Below are 19,526 nucleotides of genomic sequence, written 5' to 3'. Positions count from 1 at the left end.
GGACGTCACTCCCCTGCCATCGCCACCAGTTCGAAGGCCGTCTTCCCGTCCAGGGACTCGCGGATGATGTCCGCGTGCCCGGCGTGCCGGGCTGTCTCCCGGATCAGATGGAGCAGCAGCCAGCGCATCGACACCGACTCCTCGTCCGGGAACCAGGGCCGGTCGGGCAGCGGGAACCTGTCGTCCAGGCTCGGCACCGACCGTACGAACTCCTCGGTCCGCTGCGCCACCTTCTGCCAGTAGGCGAGCGTCGACTCGACGGTCTCGTCACCGACGAGGCGGAAGCTGTCGGCCCAATTCGCCTCGGAGCGCTGGATGTCGGGGGCGACCTGCGCGGCCCGCGCCACCCAGCCCTGCTCCATCTCCGCGACGTGCTTGAGCAGCCCGGACAGCGACAGCGAGCTCGCGCTCGGCGTCGTCGCCGCCTGCTCGTCGGTCAGCCCGAGCAGGGTCCGGCGGATACCGCCGCGCTGCTCCTCGAGAAAGGACAGGAGCGCCCCTCGCTCGTCTCCGGGAGCCTCCGCATTCACGTGCGTCACCATCGTGGGCCACCTCTCACAGGGGATCCGTGCCGGCACTCTCGCCGTCCGCGCTGACGACGGTACGAGGCATCGAGGTCAGTTCTTGTCCTATAGGGACAGACCTGGCGCCCGGATCCGGCCATTTCCTGGGACTGGACCATTACAGGAGCCCCGTAGCCCGCATGTCGTACCGGCGCCGGGGCAGGCGACCAGCGACGGAGGAGTGGCGAGCGCGGATCTGTAACCACGGGAACACCCCGCGTGCACGTGCATCTGCCCATGCAGCGGCATGTGAACGCAGCTATGATCCAGGACTGTTGACCGCTACACCTGAATCACGAGCCACTCGAGCCACATCGGCCACAGCACGACCGGGGAGCGACCTGTGCACCACGTGTACAACGGCATGGCGGCCACGGAAATTCACGGTGTGGTCTGGCAGAAGAGCAGGCACAGCAACTCGCAGGGCTCCTGCGTGGAGTTCGCGAAGCTGCCCGGAGGCAGAGTCGCCATGCGCAACTCGAACTTCCCCGAGGGCCCGGCGCTCGTCTACACACCGGCCGAGATAGAGGCACTGCTCCTCGGCGTCAAGGACGGCGAGTTCGACCACCTGATCGCGGAGAGCTAGAGCCTGCTGATCGCGGAGAGCTGGAGCCTGCCGGCTGCGGGGCCGAATACGAATACTGAGTACGACCCCACAACCATCCTCACCTCAGAGCCGGAACAGCGCCCAGACCACCTTGCCGCCGATCGCCCCCACGAGCGGGTGCCAGCCCCAGCTGTCGCTGAACGAGTCGACGAGGAACAGGCCGCGGCCCGACTCGGCGTTGAAGTCGTCGTCCGCGTCACGCGCGACCGGGCTCTCCTCGCTGGGGTCACGCACCGCGCACACCAGACGCGAGGTCCAGCGCATCAAGTGCAGCCGCACCGGCGGTTCCTGACCGCGCGGGGTGTCCGAGGGCAGCGCGTGCCGCAGCGCGTTCGTGACGAGTTCGGAGACGACGAGACAGACGTCGTCGAACCGCTCCCCCACCTCCCAGCCGTCGAGCGTCCCGCGCGTGAACTGGCGGGCGCTGCGCACCGCTTCATAGCGGGCGGGCAGAGCGCACGACGCGGAGCCGGAGACGGCAGAGGGATCGAGTGGCGGAAGCCCCTGCCTTAACGGCTCGAGCATGGCCGGTCCATTCGTCCCCATGCGAGGCACTCCCGGGATTCGCGGTACGTGGCGAGTGGAGCGATGGTGCGTGACCATCGTTCCGAATGCCTACAGCAGATGCAAGGGCAGATGCACGTGCACGTGCCCGGCTTGGGGCACCGCGTACCACTTGTTGCTCATTTCTTCCCACGACTTCTTGTACCGGCCTTCCGCAACCTTTCCGTTTCCGTAACCGAACGAGTACAGGCCGAAGCGTTTTAATGGCAGACTTCGTAGTCCGGAGCTATGGGGAGGGCTGGGTGACGTGAGCGCAGGAGAGTCGTGGGGGTCCCCCCAGACGCTGAGCCCCGGGGGTGGCTCGGTGGTGCGGCGCATCCTGCTGGGCTCGCAGCTGAGACGTCTTCGCGAGTCGCACGGCATCACCCGGGAAGCCGCCGGCTACTCGATCCGCGCATCCGAATCGAAGATCAGCCGCATGGAGTTGGGCCGGGTGAGCTTCAAGTCCAGGGACGTCGAAGACCTGCTGACGCTGTACGGCGTCGCCGACGAGGCCGAGCGCGGCGCGCTCCTCTCCCTCGTCAAGGAGGCCAACGTCGCGGGCTGGTGGCACACCTACTCGGACGTGCTGCCCGGCTGGTTCCCCACGTATGTCGGCCTGGAGGGCGCCGCGTCCTTCATCCGCGCGTACGAGGTCCAGTTCGTGCACGGCCTGCTGCAGACCGAGGGGTACGCGCACGCGGTCGTCGCCCGGGGCATGAAGGGCGCCGGCAAGGCGGACATCGACCGGCGCGTGGCGCTGCGTCTGGAGCGCCAGAAGCTCCTCGTCTCCGAGCACGCCCCCGAGTTCCACATCGTCCTCGACGAGGCCGCGCTCCAACGCCCGTACGGCGGGCGGAAGGTGATGCAGGCTCAGCTCCAGCACCTGATCGACGTGGCCGAGCGGCCGAACATCACGCTCCAGGTCATGCCGTTCGCCTACGGCGGCCACTCGGGCGAGACCGGCGCCTTCACGATGCTCACGTTCCCCGAGTCCGACCTCTCGGACGTCGTGTACGTGGAGCAGCTCACCAGCGCGCTCTACCTCGACAAGCGCGAGGACGTCGGGCAGTACGCGTCCGCCATGGAGCAGCTCCAGGCGGAGTGCCCGACGCCCGAGCAGAGCGTGGACCTGATCCGGCACCTGCTGTCCGAAACCGACCGGTAGCGCTCGCTCCGCCGCCGGTCACGACCGCCCTTTGCTGCAACTCCCCTATGGCGTACGTAAGATGACGCGCCACTAGGTGTCGGCCGGCAGCAAGGGGTCTCATGTCCTTCTTCACCGAACTGGCTCAGCAGTACATCGACGGTTCATGGCGCCCCGGCCGCGGGGCGTGGGACATCATCGACTTCAACCCGTACAACGGCGAGAAGCTGGCGGCCATCACGGTGGCCTCGGCCGGCGAGGTCGACGAGGCCTTCCGCGCGGCCGAGCGCGCGCAGAAGCCCTGGGCGGAAACCAACGCCTACACGCGCCGCCTCGTCTTCGAGCGGGCCCTGCGCATCGTCGAGGAGCGCGAGGACGAGATATCCGACGCGATAGTCGACGAACTCGGCGGTACGCGGCTCAAGGCCGGGTTCGAGCTGCACCTGGCCAAGGAGTTCCTGCGCGAGTCGGTCCAGCTGGCGCTGCGTCCGCAGGGGCGGGTCATCCCCTCGCCCGTCGACGGCAAGGAGAACCGGGTCTACCGCGTTCCCGTCGGTGTCGTGGGCGTCATCAGCCCGTTCAACTTCCCCTTCCTGCTCGCGCTCAAGTCGGTCGCGCCCGCGCTGGCCCTCGGCAACGGCGTCGTCCTCAAGCCCCACCAGGACACCGCCATCTGCGGTGGCGCGCTCGTCGCGAAGATCTTCGAGGACGCGGGCCTGCCGCCCGGACTGCTCAACGTCGTCATCACCGACATCGCCGAGATAGGCGACGCCTTCCTGACCCACCCCGTGCCGAAGGTCATCTCCTTCACCGGGTCGGACGCGGTGGGCCAGCACGTGGCGACCGTGTGCGCCTCCCAGTTCAAGCGCGCCGTCCTGGAACTCGGCGGCAACAGCGCGCTCACCGTGCTCGACGACGCGGACGTGGACTACGCGGTCGACGCGGCGGTCTTCAGCCGGTACGTGCACCAGGGCCAGGTCTGCATGGCCGCCAACCGGATCCTCGTGGACCGCAAGGTGGCGAAGGAGTTCACCGAGAAGTTCGTCGCCAAGGTCAGGTCGCTGAAGGTGGGCGACCCTCGCGACCCGTCGACCGTCATCGGTCCGGTCATCAACTCCACGCAGGCGGACGCCATTTCGGGCGTCGTCGACCAGGCGCTCGCGGAGGGCGCGACCGCGCTGGTGCACGGCAAGACCGTCGGCAACGTCGTGGAGCCCAGCGTCCTCACCGGCCTGCCGGCCGACTCGCCCGTGCTGCGGCAGGAGATCTTCGGGCCGGTCGCCCTCCTCATCCCGTTCGACGGGGACGAGGAGGCCGTAGCGGTCGCGAACGACACCCCGTACGGGCTGAGCGGAGCCGTGCACACGGGGGACGTCGAGCGGGGCGTGGCGTTCGCGCGTCGCATCGACACGGGGATGATCCACGTCAACGACGGGACCGTGCATGACGAACCGCTGGTCGCGTTCGGGGGCGAGAAGCGGTCGGGGCTCGGGCGGCTGAACGGGGAGGCGACGGTGGAGGCGTTCACCACGCAGAAGTGGATCTCGGTGCAGCATGGGCGGAGTGCGTTTCCCTTTTAGGGGGTCCTGGCCGGGGCCCGAGCGCGTGCGGGGTGCCCTGGGCGGGTGCGGGGTGGCTGATAGCTTGCCGGGGGTCGGCCACTTACCGGCCGTCACATCCGCAACGTAGGGGGATCTTGTGCTCAAGCGCGTACGGGTCGGCGCCGCCGCGGCGGGAGTCGCCGCGGCACTCGTGATCACCGGGTGCAGCAGTGACAGCGGGGACGGGGGCGGCAAGGCGGCGAAGTCGCCGGAGGCGTCGTCGTCGGCACCCACTGAAGGCTCCGCCTCGAAGTCCGTGAACCTGGAAGGCAGTTGGGTCGCGAAGGCCGGGAGCAAGAGCATCGCGCTGCTCGTCACCGGCAAGAAGGCGGCCCTCGTCGGCGAGCACGTGTGCAGCGGGACCGTCGGTGAGGAGGCGGGGACGCGGGTGCTCGCGCTCAAGTGCCCCGACGGGAACACCGACCGGAACACGGGCAAGGTCACGTCCGTCGACGCCACGACCCTGACCGTGTCGTGGGGCGCCGTGACCGACACGTTCCGCAAGGCGGAGAACGGGAAGCTGCCTTCGGGGTTCCCGACGATGGGGCTGCCTACGTCCTGACGGGGTTCCCTGGCTTACGTATGTAGCAAGGCGTCACCGGGGCGTGGCGCCGCCCCGTACCTCCGCCCGGTCCGAGACGCGGGCGCGGTCGGCCGCCGCCACGCCCTCCGCCCAGCCGGCACCGTCGCTGACACCCCGCACCCGCGTGGTCACGACCTGCGGAAACATGTCGTCGGTCCGGTCCGCCACGGCGACGTCACGCGCGGCCAGGACCGGCAGCAGCCCGCCCTCGTCACTCTCGCCGGTGACTTCCTCGGCCACTGCCGCGAGCCGGTCCCCTATGCGGTGCGCGTACGCCGCCAGGAACGCCTGCCGGAACGTCTTGGTCCTCTTGCGTCCCCCGGCGCGCTGCTCGGCCTCCGCGCGCGTCATCGCCGCCGTGCCCTGCACCAGTAGCGACGTGTGCAGCAACTCCACCGCCTCCAGGTCCGACGCGAACCCGACGACCGTCGAGAAGCCGAAACCGCTGTTCCACACGGCACGGCAGCGGTTCGCCGACGCGACCGCGTCCAGGAGCGCCGCCTTCGCCGTCTCGTACGGGGCGTCCACCCCGATCCGGCACGCGACCGGCGTGTCCTTCGCGTGCGTACGGGCCGCGAGGAGCGCCGCGTCGACGCTGTGCCGGGCCATCAGCTCCTGCGCCTTCGCCGACAGCGCCTCGGCCTCCGGCGGGTAACCCGTCGCCTCGGCCTTGGCGAGCAGCGCGCGGATCCGGGCGAGCTCACGCGGCTCCCCGGCGACGGGCGCGGCCACGGACTCGCCCGGCACCGGCCCGACGGCCTCGATCGGCGGGAGGCGCAGCAGCAGCCGGTACAGCTCCAGGACGGCGGTGGCGTACGAGAAGCGGTCGAGGCGGAGCGTCGTGTCCTGCGGGAGGTCGGCGAGCTGGGCGTCCCAGCGGGGCGGCAGGTGTGCGTAACGGGCGGTCTCGGCGCGGATCAGGCGGGCGGTGATGAGCCCGTGCGGGGTCTCGTCGAGGTCGCGTACGACGATGCGTACGACGTCGGCGGGCTGCCAGCCGCGCTCCCAGGTGCGCCGTATGAACTCCTGTCCTCGCAGGGCGAGTTGGGTGTCGGCGGACGGGTCGGCGGCGAGCAGGGAGGCGCCGGTGTCGAGACCGGCCTCGGCGCCTTCTCCGTAGAGGGCGGCGGCGAAGGCGTGCTCGACGGTGGTCTTGGTCGTACGTTCTGAACGTCCCGTACCTTCTGCCATCGGTGCCCCCGCCTCCTCACGTCCTGCCATGGCCCTGGCCTCCATGGTCTCAGGCGCCGGAACCGGCCCCCTGGCGGGAAGCGGCTCCACCGGCGCTGTCAGTGGCCGGTGCAAGACTTTCGGCATGACCGAGAAGTGGGCCGTCGCGGCCACCGAGGACGGCGGCGCCCAGCTCGCGCCGCTCGGTGGCGACGGCACGCTCGCCGGGCCGGTCCTCCGCGAGCCGGACCTCGTCGCGGCGGTCCGCTCCCGTCCGGACGTCACGCGCTGGGTCTGGCGTTCGACGGCCGCCGTCTACCCCCGACTGCTCGCCGCAGGCGTCCGCGTACCCCGGTGTTACGACATCGAGGACGCCGAGACGCTCCTCCTGGGCCACGCCGGGCGGTTCGGCGAACCGCACTCCGCTGCCGCCGCCCTCGCCCGGATCCGCGGCACGGCCGTCCCGCCGGACCCCCCGCAGCGCGCCGCGACCCCCGGCTCCCAGTCCTCCCTCTTCGAACCCCAGCCGGTCCACATCCCCCTCGAAGACCTCGCCGAGGTGTACGCGGACCAGCAGCGCCGGCACGACGCGACCGCCCACCCGGGCCGGATGCGGCTGCTCACCGCCGCCGAGTCGGCGGCCATGCTGGTCGCGGCGGAGATGAACGCGGCGGGTCTCCCGTGGAGTGCGGACGTGCACCGTTCCGTGCTGCGGGAGCTGCTGGGCGAGCGGTACGGGGGCGGCGGCGAACCGCGTCGGCTCGCCGAGCTGGCCGACGAGGTGTCGGAGGCGTTCGGGCGTCGCGTGCGGCCCGATCTGCCGGCGGATGTGGTGAAGGCCTTCGCGCAGAGCGGGGTGAAGGTGACGTCGACGCGGCGCTGGGAGATCCAGTCGATCGACCATCCGGCGGTGCGGCCGCTGATCGAGTACAAGAAGCTGTACCGGATCTACACCGCGCACGGCTGGTCCTGGCTCCAGGACTGGGTGCGGGACGGCCGCTTCCGGCCCGAGTACCTGCCGGGCGGCACGGTCACCGGGCGCTGGGTCACGAATGGCGGCGGCGCGCTCCAGATCCCCAAGGTCATCCGCCGCGCGGTCGTCGCCGACCCGGGCTGGCGGCTCGTCGTCGCGGACGCGGACCAGATGGAGCCGCGCGTCCTCGCCGCGATCTCCCGCGACCCGGGCCTGATGGAGGTCGCCGGGCGCGAGACCGACCTCTACCAGTCCGTCTCCGACCGCGCCTTCTCCGGCGACCGCGACAAGGCGAAGCTGGCGGTGCTGGGCGCGGTGTACGGCCAGACGTCCGGCGACGGCCTGAAGAACCTGGCCGCGCTCCGTCGCCGCTACCCACGGGCGGTGGCCTACGTCGACGACGCGGCCCGCGCAGGCGAGGAGGGCCGCCTCGTACGCACATGGCTGGGCCGCACGTGTCCGCCGGCGGCGGGAGCGGGGGACCAGGAGGAGGCGGGAATCCCCCAGGAACCCGAACAGACCTCCGGCGACGGCGAGTTCACTCCCGACATGGCCTCCGGCTTCACCCCGGGCTACGCGTCACCGAACACCCGCGCCCGGGGCCGCTTCGCCCGCAACTTCGTCGTCCAGGGCAGCGCCGCCGACTGGGCCGACCTGATGCTGGCGGCCCTGCGCCAGGCCTGCACGGGAATGGCGGCGGAACTGGTCTTCTTCCAGCACGACGAGGTGATCGTGCACTGCCCTGAGGGGGAAGCGGAAGCGGTGACGCAGGCAATCCGCGAGTCTGCGGACCTGGCGGGCCGCCTGACGTTCGGGGACACCCCGGTCCGCTTTCCGTTCACTACGGCGGTGGTGGAGTGCTATGCGGAGGCGAAGTGAGGGGGGTCGGTGCCGGGGGTGACTGCCGCGTCCCACACCTCCACCCCACCCCAATCACGAACCAATCGAGGTGTTCCCCCGTGCCTGGCTCCTGGCAGCCGAGCCCCGAGTTGAGGGCGTTGCTCTTCACCGATTTCGACGGCTGCCCGGCCGATCCGGACGATGTGATCGCCGACGCCCTGGACGACGGCGGCTACCTCGAACGGACGCCCGGCCTGACCGAACTGCTCCAGGACGTGACAGCCGACCCGGCCGAGCGTCTGCTCGCCTGCTGCGCACTCTCCGGCTGGGCGGATCCGCTCGGCTACGACGTTGTCGTCCAGGCCGCGGCACACCCCGACGACGTCGCCTGGCGCGGCCGGTCCGCCGACCGCTTCTTCAGCCAGGACGACACCTTCGGCCTGCTCGCCGACTCGGTGGGCGCCAGCCGGGACATGGTCGACGAACGCGGCACGGCGGCTCGGCGCATCGAGGCGGGCCGATCACTCCTCTCGATCGCCGACCGCGTGCAGTTCGACCGGCACATCAGCTCGCTGCTGTACCCGGAGATCGTCGCGGCGTCCCACGAGGAGATCAGAGTCGCCGTCGACCGAGGCACCGCCCGCCTCGCCGCGAACGAACGCGTCGGCTACGAACTCGGCCTCCAACTCGCCCTGCTCACCGTCGCGATGAAGAAGTACGACGATGCCGGGGCGAACGACGCGATGCTCCGGCTCGCCGCGGCCCGCCCCGGCAACCGCGCCCTGCGCGAACTCGCGGACGGGACCAGTAGCTCCCTCGCCCAAGGCCAGTAGCCCCCTCGGCTGAGGCAGGTTCACACCACCCGTACGTGGCTCGTCAGGTGGTCGCGCTCGTGGTCGTAGAGGTGGAACGTGAGTGAGGGTGGGGCGTCGTGTGTCTTCCAGGCGTCGTTCGGGCCCTGTTCCCACGGCATCAGTGCCGTCGAGATGATGCCCGGGGCGCACAGGAGCGGGCGGCCCGCGAACGTGGTCGCCGCCGCTGTGTGAGCGTGGCCGCAGAGTACGGCGACCACGTGGGGGTGGCGTTCGATGACTCTCGCCAGGGCGTCCGGTTCCCGCAGGCCGATGCGGTCGATGTACGGCAGGCCGAGCGGTACGGGCGGGTGGTGGAGGGCGACGAAGGCCGGCCGGTCGGGCGCGGCGGCGAGTTCGTCGTCCAGCCAGCGCAGCGTCTCCGGCGACAGCAGGCCCTCGGACCGGCCGGGTATTGAGGAGTCGCACATCAGCACCCGGGCGCCGGCGATGTCCCGGGCTTCGTTGACCGGAGCCTCAGCCGCGTCGGCCCCGCCTCCGCCGAGCAGCACCTCTCGGTACGCACCCCGCGAGTCGTGATTCCCCGGGCACATCAGCACCGGAAAGCGTTCATGCAGCGGAGCGAGAACCTCACGGGCCTGCCGGTACTCCGCCTCCGTACCCCGATCCGCGATGTCCCCCGTGATCAGCACGGCGTCGACCGTGCCCGGCAGCCCCACCAGGTGGGACACCGCCCGGCGCGTGCGCTCGGCGGTCTCCGGGGTGCCGTCCAGGTGCAGATCGCTGAGGTGGGCCAGTACCAGTGCGGTCACGCCTGCACCTCCTCCCGCGCCGCCAGCCCGTCCTCACCCTGATCAGTAGCCTCCGCGCCCCGCCTGTCCGCCCGCCACCGCGCCCACGTACCCAGACACATCGCCAGCGAGATCGCGACGATGCCGTAGAACGTCGCCTGCGACTGGTGCAGCCGCGGGTCCACGAACTGGACGACGTACGTGATCACCAGGTTCGTCCCGAACAGCATCGAGACCGTGATCGGCTCGGTCCGGACGATGCCCTGCTGGAGCAGGTACAGCGAGATGATCACGCCGACGAGGCTGATCGCGAGCATCGCCCCGACGTTGCCCGGCGAGTACGCGCCGAAGCTGTCGCGCGCCACCAGGATGACGAACGTCGCGACGATCAGCACCACGAACCGGGACGCCATCATCTGCCGCACCGTCATCCCCGCGTCCCCGAGCCGCTTCGTGTAGTACGTCACCCCCGACAGCGAAATAGTCGTCAGCACACACATCACAACACCGAAGACGATCTTTCCGGTCGGCACGTCCCCGATGGCCGAGTCCCCGTCCGAGGCCACGACCAGCAGGTACGCCATCGTGACCAGCATCGCGCCGGCCGCCACCACCTCCAGCGGAAGCGCCTTCGTACCGGGCCGGAGCCGGAAGCCGAGGGCGATGGTCACCGACGGGCCGAGGCCGATGATCATCGAGTTGGCCATGGCCGGTTCGAAGACAGTGAAGGCGTAGAGGACCGCGATCCAGCACACCGCGGTGGCGATGTTGAGCATCACGACGTCAGACAGACAACGCCTGATGACAGCCTTCAGTTCCCGCTTGTCTCGCAAGGTGAAGAAGTAGAAAGCCTGCGCCACGACAAAGGAGTTGAACGCGATGAACTCCGGCGAGAGGTCCTGGACCAGGGCCCCCTCGAACACCGACTTGGTCGAGTTGATGACGCAATAGCCGAGGACCAGCAGGGGGCCGGCGGCCACGAGGAAGCGGCGCCCGGACGCCCCACCAGGCCTATCAGAGGTGGACGAACTAGACGACATCGTAGAAACCCTCTCCGTCCAGGTGGCGGGCGGTCATGTAGTCGTGCGTCACCACGCCCTCCACCTCGTGGAGCAGGTGGACGAGCATGGGGTACGTGATGTCGTTGACCGTCCGCGAGATCTCGTCGCCGGGCCGCACCTTGAGCAGGACGTCGTGGAAGCTCTCCAGCGCGCGCAGGTCGTCCAGCTTCGGGTAGCCGGCGAGCTTGCCGGACTCGGGCGAGACCATGTTCACGCACACGGCGTGCCGCGCGACCTCGTACTCGGCGTGCCGACGCGCCTCGAAGGCCTCCGGGTCCGTGTACGCGAGCACCGTCCACTCCAACTGGCTCTCGCCGATGGCCGCCCGGGTCAGCAGCGGGAGCATCGCCCCGCACACGCGGGCACCGGTCTCGACGAGCCGGGGGCCCTGCGGGGTCAGCTTCAGCTCGGTGTGGGCGGGGCCGTTGCGGATGCCGAGCGCGTCGAGGACGGAGAACGCGTACTCGGTCAGCAGGTCCTGCTCGGGGCCGCGGCGGACCATCAGCGCCGACCCGCCCAGCAGGTCGCGTACGCCGTTGACCCCGAGGTGCTGGGTCTTCCACAGGTCGCAGACGTAGTGCTTGCCGTCCAGGCTGACCGTGTTGACGTAGTACTCGGCGCCGACCAGGTACTCCTGGGCGACGACGGCGTCGTTGCGCAGCCCGAGCGCGCTGTCGGCGCCGACGAGCGACTCGAACGCGGCCCGCACCTCGGCAGCCGTGCTGCAGAAGGACACCCCGTCGTTCAGGGCGCTGCGGACCGGCTTGAGCACGACGGTCCGGTCGGTCTCGCCGTACCAGGCAAGGAGGGTGTCCAGGTCGGTGGCGAGGATCTGGTCGGCGGCCGGCACCCCGGCGGCCTTGACCGTCTCGACCATCCGGAACTTGTCCCGCCGCGCGGCGGTGAGCGCGGTGCCGTTGCTCCGCAGCCCCAGCCCCTCACTGAGTACGTCGGCCAGCTCGACCCCGATCTCCGCACCGGCCAGCAACGCGACCGGTGCGTACGCGGCGACGGCGGCCAACGTCTCGGCCACGTCCCCGCGATGCACGACACCGGCGAAGAAGTCACCGGCCCGGAAACTCGCGCCGAAGACGACAGGCGGCTCCTCCAGACTCTGCACGTGCAGACAGTCGTAACCCTTGGCCTGGAACAGCGGGGCGAGGTGACTGGCGGTGGAAAACGCGTCGACTATCGCGACGACGGGGCGACTTCGGCCCTGGGGGGTGCTCATGCGGGGGCTCCTTCAGCCGTGTTGAGGGGTGTTACCGGTGTGCGGGTGTGGCCGGGGAAGGGGTGGCGGTGATGCGTTCGACGGCCGCCTTCACCAGGCCCGCGAAGAGCGGGTGCGGGCGGGTCGGGCGCGAGCGCAGCTCGGGGTGCGCCTGGGTCGCGACGAGGTAGGGGTGGACGTCGCGCGGGTACTCGACGTACTCGACGAGCTTGCCGTCCGGGGAGGTGCCGGAGAACTGGATGCCGGCCTTCTTCTCCAGCTCCGCGCGGTAGGCGTTGTTCACCTCGTAGCGGTGACGGTGGCGCTCCTCGATGTACTCCTTGCCGTCGTACACCTCACGCACGATCGAGCCCTCGGCCAGCTTCGCCGGGTACATGCCGAGCCGCATGGTGCCGCCCATGTCGCCCTCACCGGCGACGATGTCGAGCTGCTCGGCCATCGTCGAGATCACCGGGTGCGAGGTCGCCGAGTCGAACTCGGTGGAGTTCGCGTCCGGGATGTCCGCCAGGTTCCGCGCCGCCTCGATCACGATGCACTGCAGACCCAGGCACAGGCCCAGCAGCGGGATCTTGTTCTCACGGGCGTACTGGATCGCACCGACCTTGCCGGACACACCACGGTCACCGAAGCCGCCCGGGATGCAGATGCCGTCGACATCGGCCAGTTGCTTGGCCGCGCCGACCTGGGTCGCGCATTCGTCCGAAGCGACCCACTTCACCGTCACCCGAGTCTTGTTGGCGAAGCCGCCGGCGCGCAGCGCCTCGGTCACCGAGAGGTAGGCGTCCGGGAGGTCGATGTACTTGCCGACCAGGGCGAGGGTGACTTCGTGGTCGGGGTTGTGGACGCGGTCCAGGAGGTCGTCCCACGTCGTCCAGTCCACGTCACGGAACGGCAGGTCCAGCTTGCGCACCACATAGGCGTCCAGACCCTCGGTGTGCAGGACCTTCGGGATGTCGTAGATCGACGGGGCGTCGATCGCCGCGACCACGGCCGCCTCGTCCACGTCACACATCAACGAGATCTTGCGCTTGATCGCGGTCGGCACCTCACGGTCCGCGCGCAGCACGATCGCGTCCGGCTGGATACCGATGTTGCGCAGCGCCGCGACCGAGTGCTGGGTCGGCTTCGTCTTCAGCTCACCCGACGGACCGATGTACGGCAGCAGCGAGATGTGCACCACGAACACGTTGTCCCGGCCCACCTCGTGGCGGACCTGACGCACGGTCTCCAGGAACGGCAGCGACTCGATGTCACCGACCGTGCCACCGACCTCCGTGATCACGACGTCCACGTCGTCCGTCGCCATGCGCCGGATCCGGGACTTGATCTCGTTCGTGATGTGCGGGATGACCTGCACCGTGTCACCCAGGTACTCGCCCCGCCGCTCCTTGGCGATCACCTGCGAGTAGACCTGACCCGTCGTGACGTTCGCCGAACCGTCCAGATCCACATCGAGGAAACGCTCGTAGTGGCCGATGTCCAGATCGGTCTCGGCCCCGTCGTTCGTGACGAAGACCTCACCGTGCTGGAACGGGTTCATCGTCCCGGGGTCGACATTCAGATACGGGTCGAGCTTCTGCATCGTGACCCGAAGACCACGCGCCTTCAGGAGCGCACCCAGGCTGGAGGCCGTCAGGCCCTTGCCGAGGGAGGAGGCCACACCCCCGGTGACGAAGATGTGCTTGGTCGTCGTGGACGCCAGGGATCGGGGCTGCGTGTCCAAAGGGAGACTCCCGTAAGTCGCGGGACGGAGGGGGAAAGGAGACGTCGGGCGGGTCAGCCCGCGTTCGCGTCCACAGGTTTCTCGGCTCGCCGGTCATGCGGCCGCGGCTCGGCCGGGACGCCCTCCGTGGCGAACGCGCCCCGGGACACGGCCCGTTCCAGCCACCAGCCGGCGATCTGCGAGGTGACGATGGCGGTGAGCACCAGGGTCGTGAAGAGCGAGGCGCTGACGATGCCCGCGTCGAACGCGACCGTGGCCAGCACGATGCCGGGGCCGCCCCGCGCGTTCAGCGCGACCGCGAGGTCGAGGGACTCGCCCTTCGAACGGTTCGTCAGCCGCGCCCCCGCGTACGCGCTGGCCGCCTTCGCCAGGCAGGCGACCAGGATGAACGACACGGTGAACCATGGATCGAAGGAATGCACCAGGTCGAGCTTGAGACCGACGGTCGCGAAGTAGACGGGGATGAAGAAGCCCGAGGCGAATCCCCTCAGCTGGCCCAGGGGTTCACTCCCCGAGCCGAGCGGGCCCTGCAAGCCCTCCGTGCTCCCCGAACCGAGCGGGCCCTGCGAGCCCTCCGTGCTCCCCGGTCCCTGCGAAACCGACCCCGGCGACCCGTGCGCGACCCGCGAAACCCCTGCGCCCCGTACGGACATACCCGAGAGCAGCCCGACCACGAACGCGCCGAACATGGGCGCGACACCCAGGAACACACAACTCGCCGCCGCCGCCAGAATCACGGCCATGCGGACGGCGATCGCGCCCGTCGGACGGTCTGCCCCGCGGGCCGTGCCGCCGGGCCGGCGCCGCAGCGCCACGGCCACCAGCGCCATCAGCCCGAAGAAGGCCACCGAGGCCACCGAGTGGTACGCCGCCGAGGCGCCCGCCGACGTGACCCCCAGGATGTGGGCCAGGCCGAAGCCGCCCTCCTCGCCACCCGCCACCATGCCGAGCGCGACGGAAAGGATCACGTTCAGGACGACGTCCTCGACCACGGCGACCGAGAGCACGACCCGCGCGAACCGGGTCCGGATGATGCCCAGGTCGAGCATGATCCGGGAGATCACCGGGATGCTGGTCACGGCGATCGCGCAGGCGAGGACCAGAGTGAGCGCGGGCACGTCACCGGCGCGTCCGAGCAGGTCCCCGGTGCCGGCGACCTTGACGGCCAGCAGGCCGAAGGCGAAGGGCACGGCCATCCCCACCAGGGCGACCACGGCGACGGACCGCCCGTCCTGCCGGGAGAAGACCGTACGCATCTCCACCCCCGCCGTGAACATCAGCAGGAGCATCCCGATCTGGTAGACCAGCGCGGTCCCGGAGGCCACCGGTCCCGTGGCGGGGAACAGCCAGGACTCGGCCCGGGGCAGCAGCTGCCCCAGCACGGTCGGCCCCAGCAGCAGCCCGCCGAGGATCTCCCCGATCACGGGCGGCTGCCGGAACCTGGCGAAGAGCCGGCCCATGACATGCGCGGCGCAGAGCAGCAGGGCGAGCGCCGCCAGGACACGGAACAGGTCAGTCTGAGGCACGGGCGTCCAGACTGAAGCGGGACGCCACGGCGGAGGTGGAGCCCGTGTACTTGCCGTCGTAGCCGACGGACTCGCCCTGCATCGACCAGAAGGCCAGCTTCCCGATCATCATGCCGGGATAGACCCGCACCGGGTGCGCGACCTTCATCTCGAGCGTCCAGGGGAAGACCGCGCCGCTGTGCCCGAGCGGGGCCGAGAACTGGATCCAGATGCCGAGGGTCGACGCGGACCGGCAGGCGTAGAGGGTGGCCGCGTAGTGCGGGCTGCCCATCGCCTCCATGGTGCCGCCGAGGTAGAAGCGGCCCGGTTCGAGCACCATGCCCTCGGGGCCCATCTTCACGTGCTCCGCCTGCGGCGGCTCGAAGCAGTCGATGACGTCCTGCTCGTACCAGAGGATGTCGTCGGCGAGCCGGAAGCCGTAGCTGTTCGGCTCCAGGCGCTCCGGGTCGAAGTCGTCGATGTGGATCCGGCCGGCGCGCACCTCGGACAGGATCTCGGGTCCGCTCAGGATCACAGCCAGCTCCCCAGCAACTGATGGACGGCGGCCCGGTATTCGTCCAGTCCCGCGCCGTTGTCGAGCACCGCGTCGGGGGTGATCAGGTCGATCTCCCGGGTCGAGCGGTCGGCGCGGGACGGGTCGCCCCGGCCGGCCAGGCGCTGCTGGCGCAGCTCCTCGTCGCAGGTGATGCGCAGGACGCGGAAGCCGTGCCCGCGCAGGGCCGGGGCGTCCACGTGCGGGTCGCGCAGGTCGTCGTTGACGACGAGGTCGGCATCCGTGGCCGCGAGGCGGGCGCCGAAGTCGGCGGCCAGCGAGTCGGGGCGGATGCGCCGCATCGCGTCGGCGAGCGCCTCCATCAGGATCTGGTCCTGCGCACCGTCGTGGAGCGAGCCGCCCGCCGTCCGGTACACCTGTTCCTGCAGGTCGTACAGCGGCTTGGCGAGCTTGATCCGGGTGTGGGTCAGGCCCTTGTCCCTGGCGAACTCCTCGATGAGGGAGGCGCAGGTGGACTTGCCCGCGCCGGCCAGGCCCACGACGGATATCCGCAGGGTGCGGCGGGCTTCGGTGGTCATCGTGCGTTCTCCTTCTCGGTGGTGCGCTTCAGGACGGCGTCCGGGTCGACGTCGAGGGTGCCGCGCAGCCGCACCATGTCCACGGAGCCGAGGACCGTGCGCAGTTCGGCCAGACCCCGGTAGAACGCCGTGTAGTCGGGGACCAGGTAGGTCTGCCAGGTGAAGAAGGTGGTGTCGACCTGACGGTCGACGATCTTGTTCAGGTGCGCCCAGCGCTCGCCCGCGTCCGTCAGGTGCCGTACGGTCAGCGGCTCTCCGGGCTTGACCTCGGGCAGCAGCAGAGCCGCCAGCCGCTTGGGCTCGGCGGTGAACTCCGCGCCGAGCCAGGACTCGAAGACGTCGGGGTCCATGAGGATCTTGTGGCCCGGCTCGTACGTGTCGATCCGCTCGTCGACGCTGTCGCGGACCAGCTGCTCGAGCCGGGCGTCGGCCCGGATCGTGCCGACACCCACGTACGGGTAGTCGCGCCAGGGGTGGACGAGGATCTCGCCGTCCTCGATGGTGCAGAACAGCTTGTCCCCGGTGAAGTACTTCCAGCCCGGCCGGCGCAGCGCGGACAGCAGGGTGGTGGTCTTCCCCGCGCCCTTCGGCCCGGCGATGATCACGGCCTCGCCGTCCCGGTGCAGGCCGGAGGCGTGCAGCACGACCGTGCCGAGGTTCTCCTCGTGCCGGATGACGAGGTCGCGGACGAAGTCGAGGATCTGCACCGTGGACCGCTCGGTGATCCGGACCATGAAGGCGGTGTCCTTCGCGGTGTCGGCCGGCGCGTCGAGCAGGGTGGCCCGGTTGATGTACTGCCGACGGCCGTCGGAGTCGACGATGTGCGCGTCGAAGTTGAACTCGGCGGCGTTGCTGCGCCGGATGACCGACTGCGGCAGCTCCCAGACCTCGGGGGCGACGTCGGCCTCCGGGTCGTAGGAACGCACGTCGACGGAGAAGGTGACGTCGCCGGCCGGGGCGGGCGACATCAGGTGCCGGAAGAAGCGGCGGACGGGCTCGAACACGCCCTCCGCGTCCTCGGCCACGTCGAAGCGCACGGTGGTGTGCAGGAAGTTCAGGTAGAGACTCATGCTCAGGTCGCTCTCTGTTACGCGGCGCAGGCCGTGAGGGCTCGCAGCATCTCGTTCACATGGGCTTGGAAGGACTGGGACCAGATGGGTTCGAGCAGCGGCGCGAGGCCGTCGACCCCCAGCTCGTAGCCGAGGGCGAGCGAGATCCGCGTACCGGTGCCGTCCTCGGTCAGGGACCACTCCCCGGACAGCTCTTCCAGGTCACCGGCGGTCTGCTCGAAGCGCAGCCGCAGTCCTGGCCCGGCGGCCTCCCGCTGCCGCCACGTCACCTCGCTGCCGTTGAGCAGCACGGTCCACTCGCTGACGCGGAAGGCGTCGCCCTGGTCGGCCCCCGGGCGGACGGCCACCACGTGCCGGGCCTGGGACGCGACGCGCGAACTGTCCTTGACGATCGCCCACACGTCGTCCGGGGTACGTCCCTCGATCAGCGTGTCCGCCTGAATCTCAGGCATGTGCACCTCACTTCTGTGTTGCGGGCGGTTTCAGGCGGCCTTCATGAACGGGGCCAGGAATCCGATGTCGAGTCCGGCGCCCCGGGCCAGCTCCGCCCACACGCGCAGGGTCCGCAGCATGTCCCGCTGTCCCTCGGCGACCAGCCGGTCGGGAAGTTCGCCGGGGAAGGCGTCCAGCAGCCGCTCCCACAGCGCGTGGATCCCGTCGACCTCGCAGCTGTCGCCGCCGAACTCCTCGTGCAGCCCGAAGACACTCGCCAGTTCGGGCCCGGTCGCGTCGACGACCTCGCGCATCCCGTACTCGAGCGCGAGCGCGAGGCAGTGGGCGTCGTCGACGGCGACCCGCCCCGCCAGGCGCTGGTCGATGTCGAGCAGTTGCTCGAGGAAGCGGAGCTTCGCGGCCTGCTGCATCTGCGGCTGCTCGCCGCCGCCTTCGAGGTCCTCGATGTACGCGCGTCCCTCGGCCAGCATCAGCCAGGCGGCCTGCACCCAGACCTCGACGGCCTGCGGGCCCGCCATGACGTGCCCGGCCCGTACCGAAGGGAAGGCCGTGAGCTCGTCCGCGTCACGCGTCGTACGCGGTGCCCGGCCGTGGTCCTCGGTCATGTCCTGGTGGCCCCTGTCTGTCGCGGTGTACGTCGTCATCGGCCGGCCTCCCCGTCCGCGTAGCCGATCCGCAGCCGGGCGGTGCCCGCCCGCAGCGCCCTCAGCAGGGAGGCGGCGGTCGGCGCGTCGAGCCCGGTCAGTTCGCCGAGGCCCACCGGGGCGCCCGTGAAGGGCAGTTCGGCGTCGGGGGCGAAGCCCGGCAGCACCACGCCGCTGGCCGCCCCGGCCCCCAGCACGACCGAGGCCCCGGGCAGGAACGCCCGCACCTGGCCGGCGAGTTCGACGCCCACCGTCACGCCCTGGGCGATGCCCGTGGCCTGCGCGGCGTCGATGACGAGTTCCGTGAACGGCGCCGCCAACGGCTCGCCGGCCCGCGACGGGTCGAGGAACGTGTGGGCGTCCTTGCGGAGTCGTTCCAGGCCGGCGGCCACCGACTGGAGCCGGTCGTCGTGCCAGCCTCCTTCGGCCATCAGCCGGGTCCAGCGCAGGACGTACCACTTGCGGGTCGTGTACACGTCGCCGTGGTGCGAGAGCAGGGCGTCCATCAGGTGCAGCAGGACGTTGTACGCGTAGCCGAGGCGTCCCCGGGTCTCGCCCGCGGCTTCGGCGAGGGCGGTGTGCGCGACCTGCTCGACGGCGGTCTGCAGTGCGGCCCGGGCCCAGACCCGGCTGAGTGCGGGAAGCGAGCTCAGGTAGGGCGCCGAGCCGTCCATCGCGATGCCGTTGACGATGCGCTCGGTCTGCTTCCGGCGGGGTTCGCGCTGCTTGTCCCAGGCGCGGAATCCCGCCACCGTCTGCTCGGGCGCGACGTCGGCGAGCCGGTCCAACTCCGCGAGGTTGGAGGCGAGTTCGGCCTCGCTGAACGACACGACCTCCAGGTGGTGGCCGTCCTCGAAGATCTTGGTGGAGATCCGGGGGCCGTCGATGGGGGCCTCCTGGATCCGGATGAAGTCCAGATCGCTGGTCGGGTTGGCCAGCCCGTGCACGGGAGAACTGGTCAGGAGCAGCAGGCCCTCGCCGACGCGCTCCCGCATCAGCTCGGACAGCCATACGGGGTCCAGGTCACGGCTCGCGAGGAAGGCTGTCACCTGCGCATGGCGACGTGCTGTCAGTTCGTCGGGGGAAAGGAAGTGGGGAAAGCCGGTCGGCATGACCT

Annotated in this window: 20 protein-coding genes; 6 read left to right on the top strand and 14 right to left on the bottom strand. The window is 70.3% G+C overall.

The features are described 5' to 3' along the window. Positions 1-5 precede the first annotated feature (5 nt). Positions 6-542, bottom strand: a complete 537-nt coding sequence (locus tag ABZ893_RS26900; protein ID WP_361408157.1) for a DinB family protein — start codon at positions 540-542, stop codon at positions 6-8. Between the two features lie 364 nt (positions 543-906). Here ABZ893_RS26900 and ABZ893_RS26895 point away from each other — a divergent pair, with 364 nt between their 5' ends. Next, on the top strand, positions 907-1,149 hold the full coding sequence (locus ABZ893_RS26895) for a DUF397 domain-containing protein (RefSeq protein ID WP_361408155.1): 243 nt from the start codon (positions 907-909) through the stop codon (positions 1,147-1,149). 84 nt (positions 1,150-1,233) lie between these two features. Here the strand turns inward: ABZ893_RS26895 and ABZ893_RS26890 are convergent, their stop codons facing one another. After that, positions 1,234-1,716 carry an ATP-binding protein gene (locus ABZ893_RS26890; protein ID WP_361408153.1) on the bottom strand — a complete coding sequence of 161 codons (483 nt, stop codon included), beginning with the start codon at positions 1,714-1,716 and terminating at the stop codon, positions 1,234-1,236. A 301-nt stretch (positions 1,717-2,017) separates the two neighbouring features. Here ABZ893_RS26890 and ABZ893_RS26885 point away from each other — a divergent pair, with 301 nt between their 5' ends. The 3 genes from ABZ893_RS26885 to ABZ893_RS26875 all read left to right on the top strand — a co-directional run bounded on the left by ABZ893_RS26885 (position 2,018) and on the right by ABZ893_RS26875 (position 5,023). Beyond that, positions 2,018-2,881 carry a helix-turn-helix transcriptional regulator gene (locus ABZ893_RS26885; protein ID WP_361408316.1) on the top strand — a complete coding sequence of 288 codons (864 nt, stop codon included), beginning with the start codon at positions 2,018-2,020 and terminating at the stop codon, positions 2,879-2,881. A 101-nt stretch (positions 2,882-2,982) separates the two neighbouring features. Then, positions 2,983-4,440, top strand: coding sequence for an aldehyde dehydrogenase family protein (locus ABZ893_RS26880; RefSeq protein WP_361408151.1), 1,458 nt, complete (start codon positions 2,983-2,985; stop codon positions 4,438-4,440). 118 nt (positions 4,441-4,558) lie between these two features. Next, positions 4,559-5,023: a hypothetical protein gene (locus ABZ893_RS26875; RefSeq protein ID WP_361408150.1), complete on the top strand. Its 465-nt coding sequence runs from the start codon at positions 4,559-4,561 to the stop codon at positions 5,021-5,023. A gap of 33 nt (positions 5,024-5,056) precedes the next feature. On the opposite strand, the gene ABZ893_RS26870 is transcribed toward ABZ893_RS26875, so the two are convergent. Further along, entirely contained in the window at positions 5,057-6,235 is a 1,179-nt protein-coding gene (locus ABZ893_RS26870; RefSeq protein WP_361408313.1) for a DUF2786 domain-containing protein, read from the bottom strand. Positions 6,236-6,359: 124 nt separating this feature from the next. Between ABZ893_RS26870 and ABZ893_RS26865 the strand changes: the two genes are divergently transcribed. Both ABZ893_RS26865 and ABZ893_RS26860 read left to right on the top strand, forming a co-directional pair. Then, positions 6,360-8,066 carry a bifunctional 3'-5' exonuclease/DNA polymerase gene (locus ABZ893_RS26865; protein WP_361408148.1) on the top strand — a complete coding sequence of 569 codons (1,707 nt, stop codon included), beginning with the start codon at positions 6,360-6,362 and terminating at the stop codon, positions 8,064-8,066. Positions 8,067-8,146: 80 nt separating this feature from the next. Further along, positions 8,147-8,860, top strand: a complete 714-nt coding sequence (locus ABZ893_RS26860) for a hypothetical protein (protein WP_361408146.1) — start codon at positions 8,147-8,149, stop codon at positions 8,858-8,860. 20 nt (positions 8,861-8,880) lie between these two features. Here ABZ893_RS26860 and ABZ893_RS26855 read toward each other — a convergent pair whose 3' ends face one another. Genes ABZ893_RS26855 through ABZ893_RS26805 form a run of 11 tightly spaced genes read right to left on the bottom strand, consistent with a single transcriptional unit; the run spans position 8,881 to position 19,521 of the window. Beyond that, positions 8,881-9,642, bottom strand: coding sequence for a phosphodiesterase (locus ABZ893_RS26855; RefSeq protein ID WP_361408310.1), 762 nt, complete (start codon positions 9,640-9,642; stop codon positions 8,881-8,883). A gap of 5 nt (positions 9,643-9,647) precedes the next feature. Further along, positions 9,648-10,610 carry an EamA/RhaT family transporter gene (locus ABZ893_RS26850; RefSeq protein ID WP_361408144.1) on the bottom strand — a complete coding sequence of 321 codons (963 nt, stop codon included), beginning with the start codon at positions 10,608-10,610 and terminating at the stop codon, positions 9,648-9,650. A 49-nt stretch (positions 10,611-10,659) separates the two neighbouring features. Continuing rightward, positions 10,660-11,922 carry an ATP-grasp domain-containing protein gene (locus tag ABZ893_RS26845; RefSeq protein ID WP_361408143.1) on the bottom strand — a complete coding sequence of 421 codons (1,263 nt, stop codon included), beginning with the start codon at positions 11,920-11,922 and terminating at the stop codon, positions 10,660-10,662. Positions 11,923-11,953: 31 nt separating this feature from the next. Continuing rightward, on the bottom strand, positions 11,954-13,645 hold the full coding sequence (locus tag ABZ893_RS26840) for a CTP synthase (RefSeq protein WP_361408141.1): 1,692 nt from the start codon (positions 13,643-13,645) through the stop codon (positions 11,954-11,956). Between the two features lie 53 nt (positions 13,646-13,698). Next, complete coding sequence (locus ABZ893_RS26835; protein ID WP_361408139.1) at positions 13,699-15,171, bottom strand: cation:proton antiporter; 1,473 nt, start codon at positions 15,169-15,171, stop codon at positions 13,699-13,701. Continuing rightward, positions 15,158-15,685 carry a deoxycytidine triphosphate deaminase gene (locus ABZ893_RS26830; RefSeq protein WP_361408137.1) on the bottom strand — a complete coding sequence of 176 codons (528 nt, stop codon included), beginning with the start codon at positions 15,683-15,685 and terminating at the stop codon, positions 15,158-15,160. Before ABZ893_RS26830 ends, ABZ893_RS26835 begins: the two co-directional genes overlap by 14 nt. Next, positions 15,682-16,242: a hypothetical protein gene (locus ABZ893_RS26825; protein WP_361408135.1), complete on the bottom strand. Its 561-nt coding sequence runs from the start codon at positions 16,240-16,242 to the stop codon at positions 15,682-15,684. The genes ABZ893_RS26830 and ABZ893_RS26825 overlap by 4 nt, the downstream gene beginning before the upstream one ends. Beyond that, on the bottom strand, positions 16,239-17,312 hold the full coding sequence (locus ABZ893_RS26820) for a hypothetical protein (RefSeq protein ID WP_361408133.1): 1,074 nt from the start codon (positions 17,310-17,312) through the stop codon (positions 16,239-16,241). Before ABZ893_RS26820 ends, ABZ893_RS26825 begins: the two co-directional genes overlap by 4 nt. Positions 17,313-17,329: 17 nt before the next feature. Next, complete coding sequence (locus ABZ893_RS26815; RefSeq protein ID WP_361408131.1) at positions 17,330-17,764, bottom strand: SRPBCC family protein; 435 nt, start codon at positions 17,762-17,764, stop codon at positions 17,330-17,332. 30 nt (positions 17,765-17,794) lie between these two features. Then, positions 17,795-18,409 (bottom strand): DUF6031 family protein, encoded by a 615-nt coding sequence (locus ABZ893_RS26810; RefSeq protein WP_361408129.1) that lies wholly within the window; start codon positions 18,407-18,409, stop codon positions 17,795-17,797. Beyond that, positions 18,406-19,521 (bottom strand): DUF6001 family protein, encoded by a 1,116-nt coding sequence (locus ABZ893_RS26805; protein ID WP_361408127.1) that lies wholly within the window; start codon positions 19,519-19,521, stop codon positions 18,406-18,408. The genes ABZ893_RS26810 and ABZ893_RS26805 overlap by 4 nt, the downstream gene beginning before the upstream one ends. Positions 19,522-19,526 lie beyond the last annotated feature (5 nt).

Origin of the sequence: Streptomyces sp. NPDC046821, assembly GCF_040645335.1 — a bacterium.
GTDB lineage: Bacteria > Actinomycetota > Actinomycetes > Streptomycetales > Streptomycetaceae > Streptomyces.
Note: the sequence above shows the minus strand (reverse complement) of the source record. Positions and strands in the feature narration are given on the sequence as shown.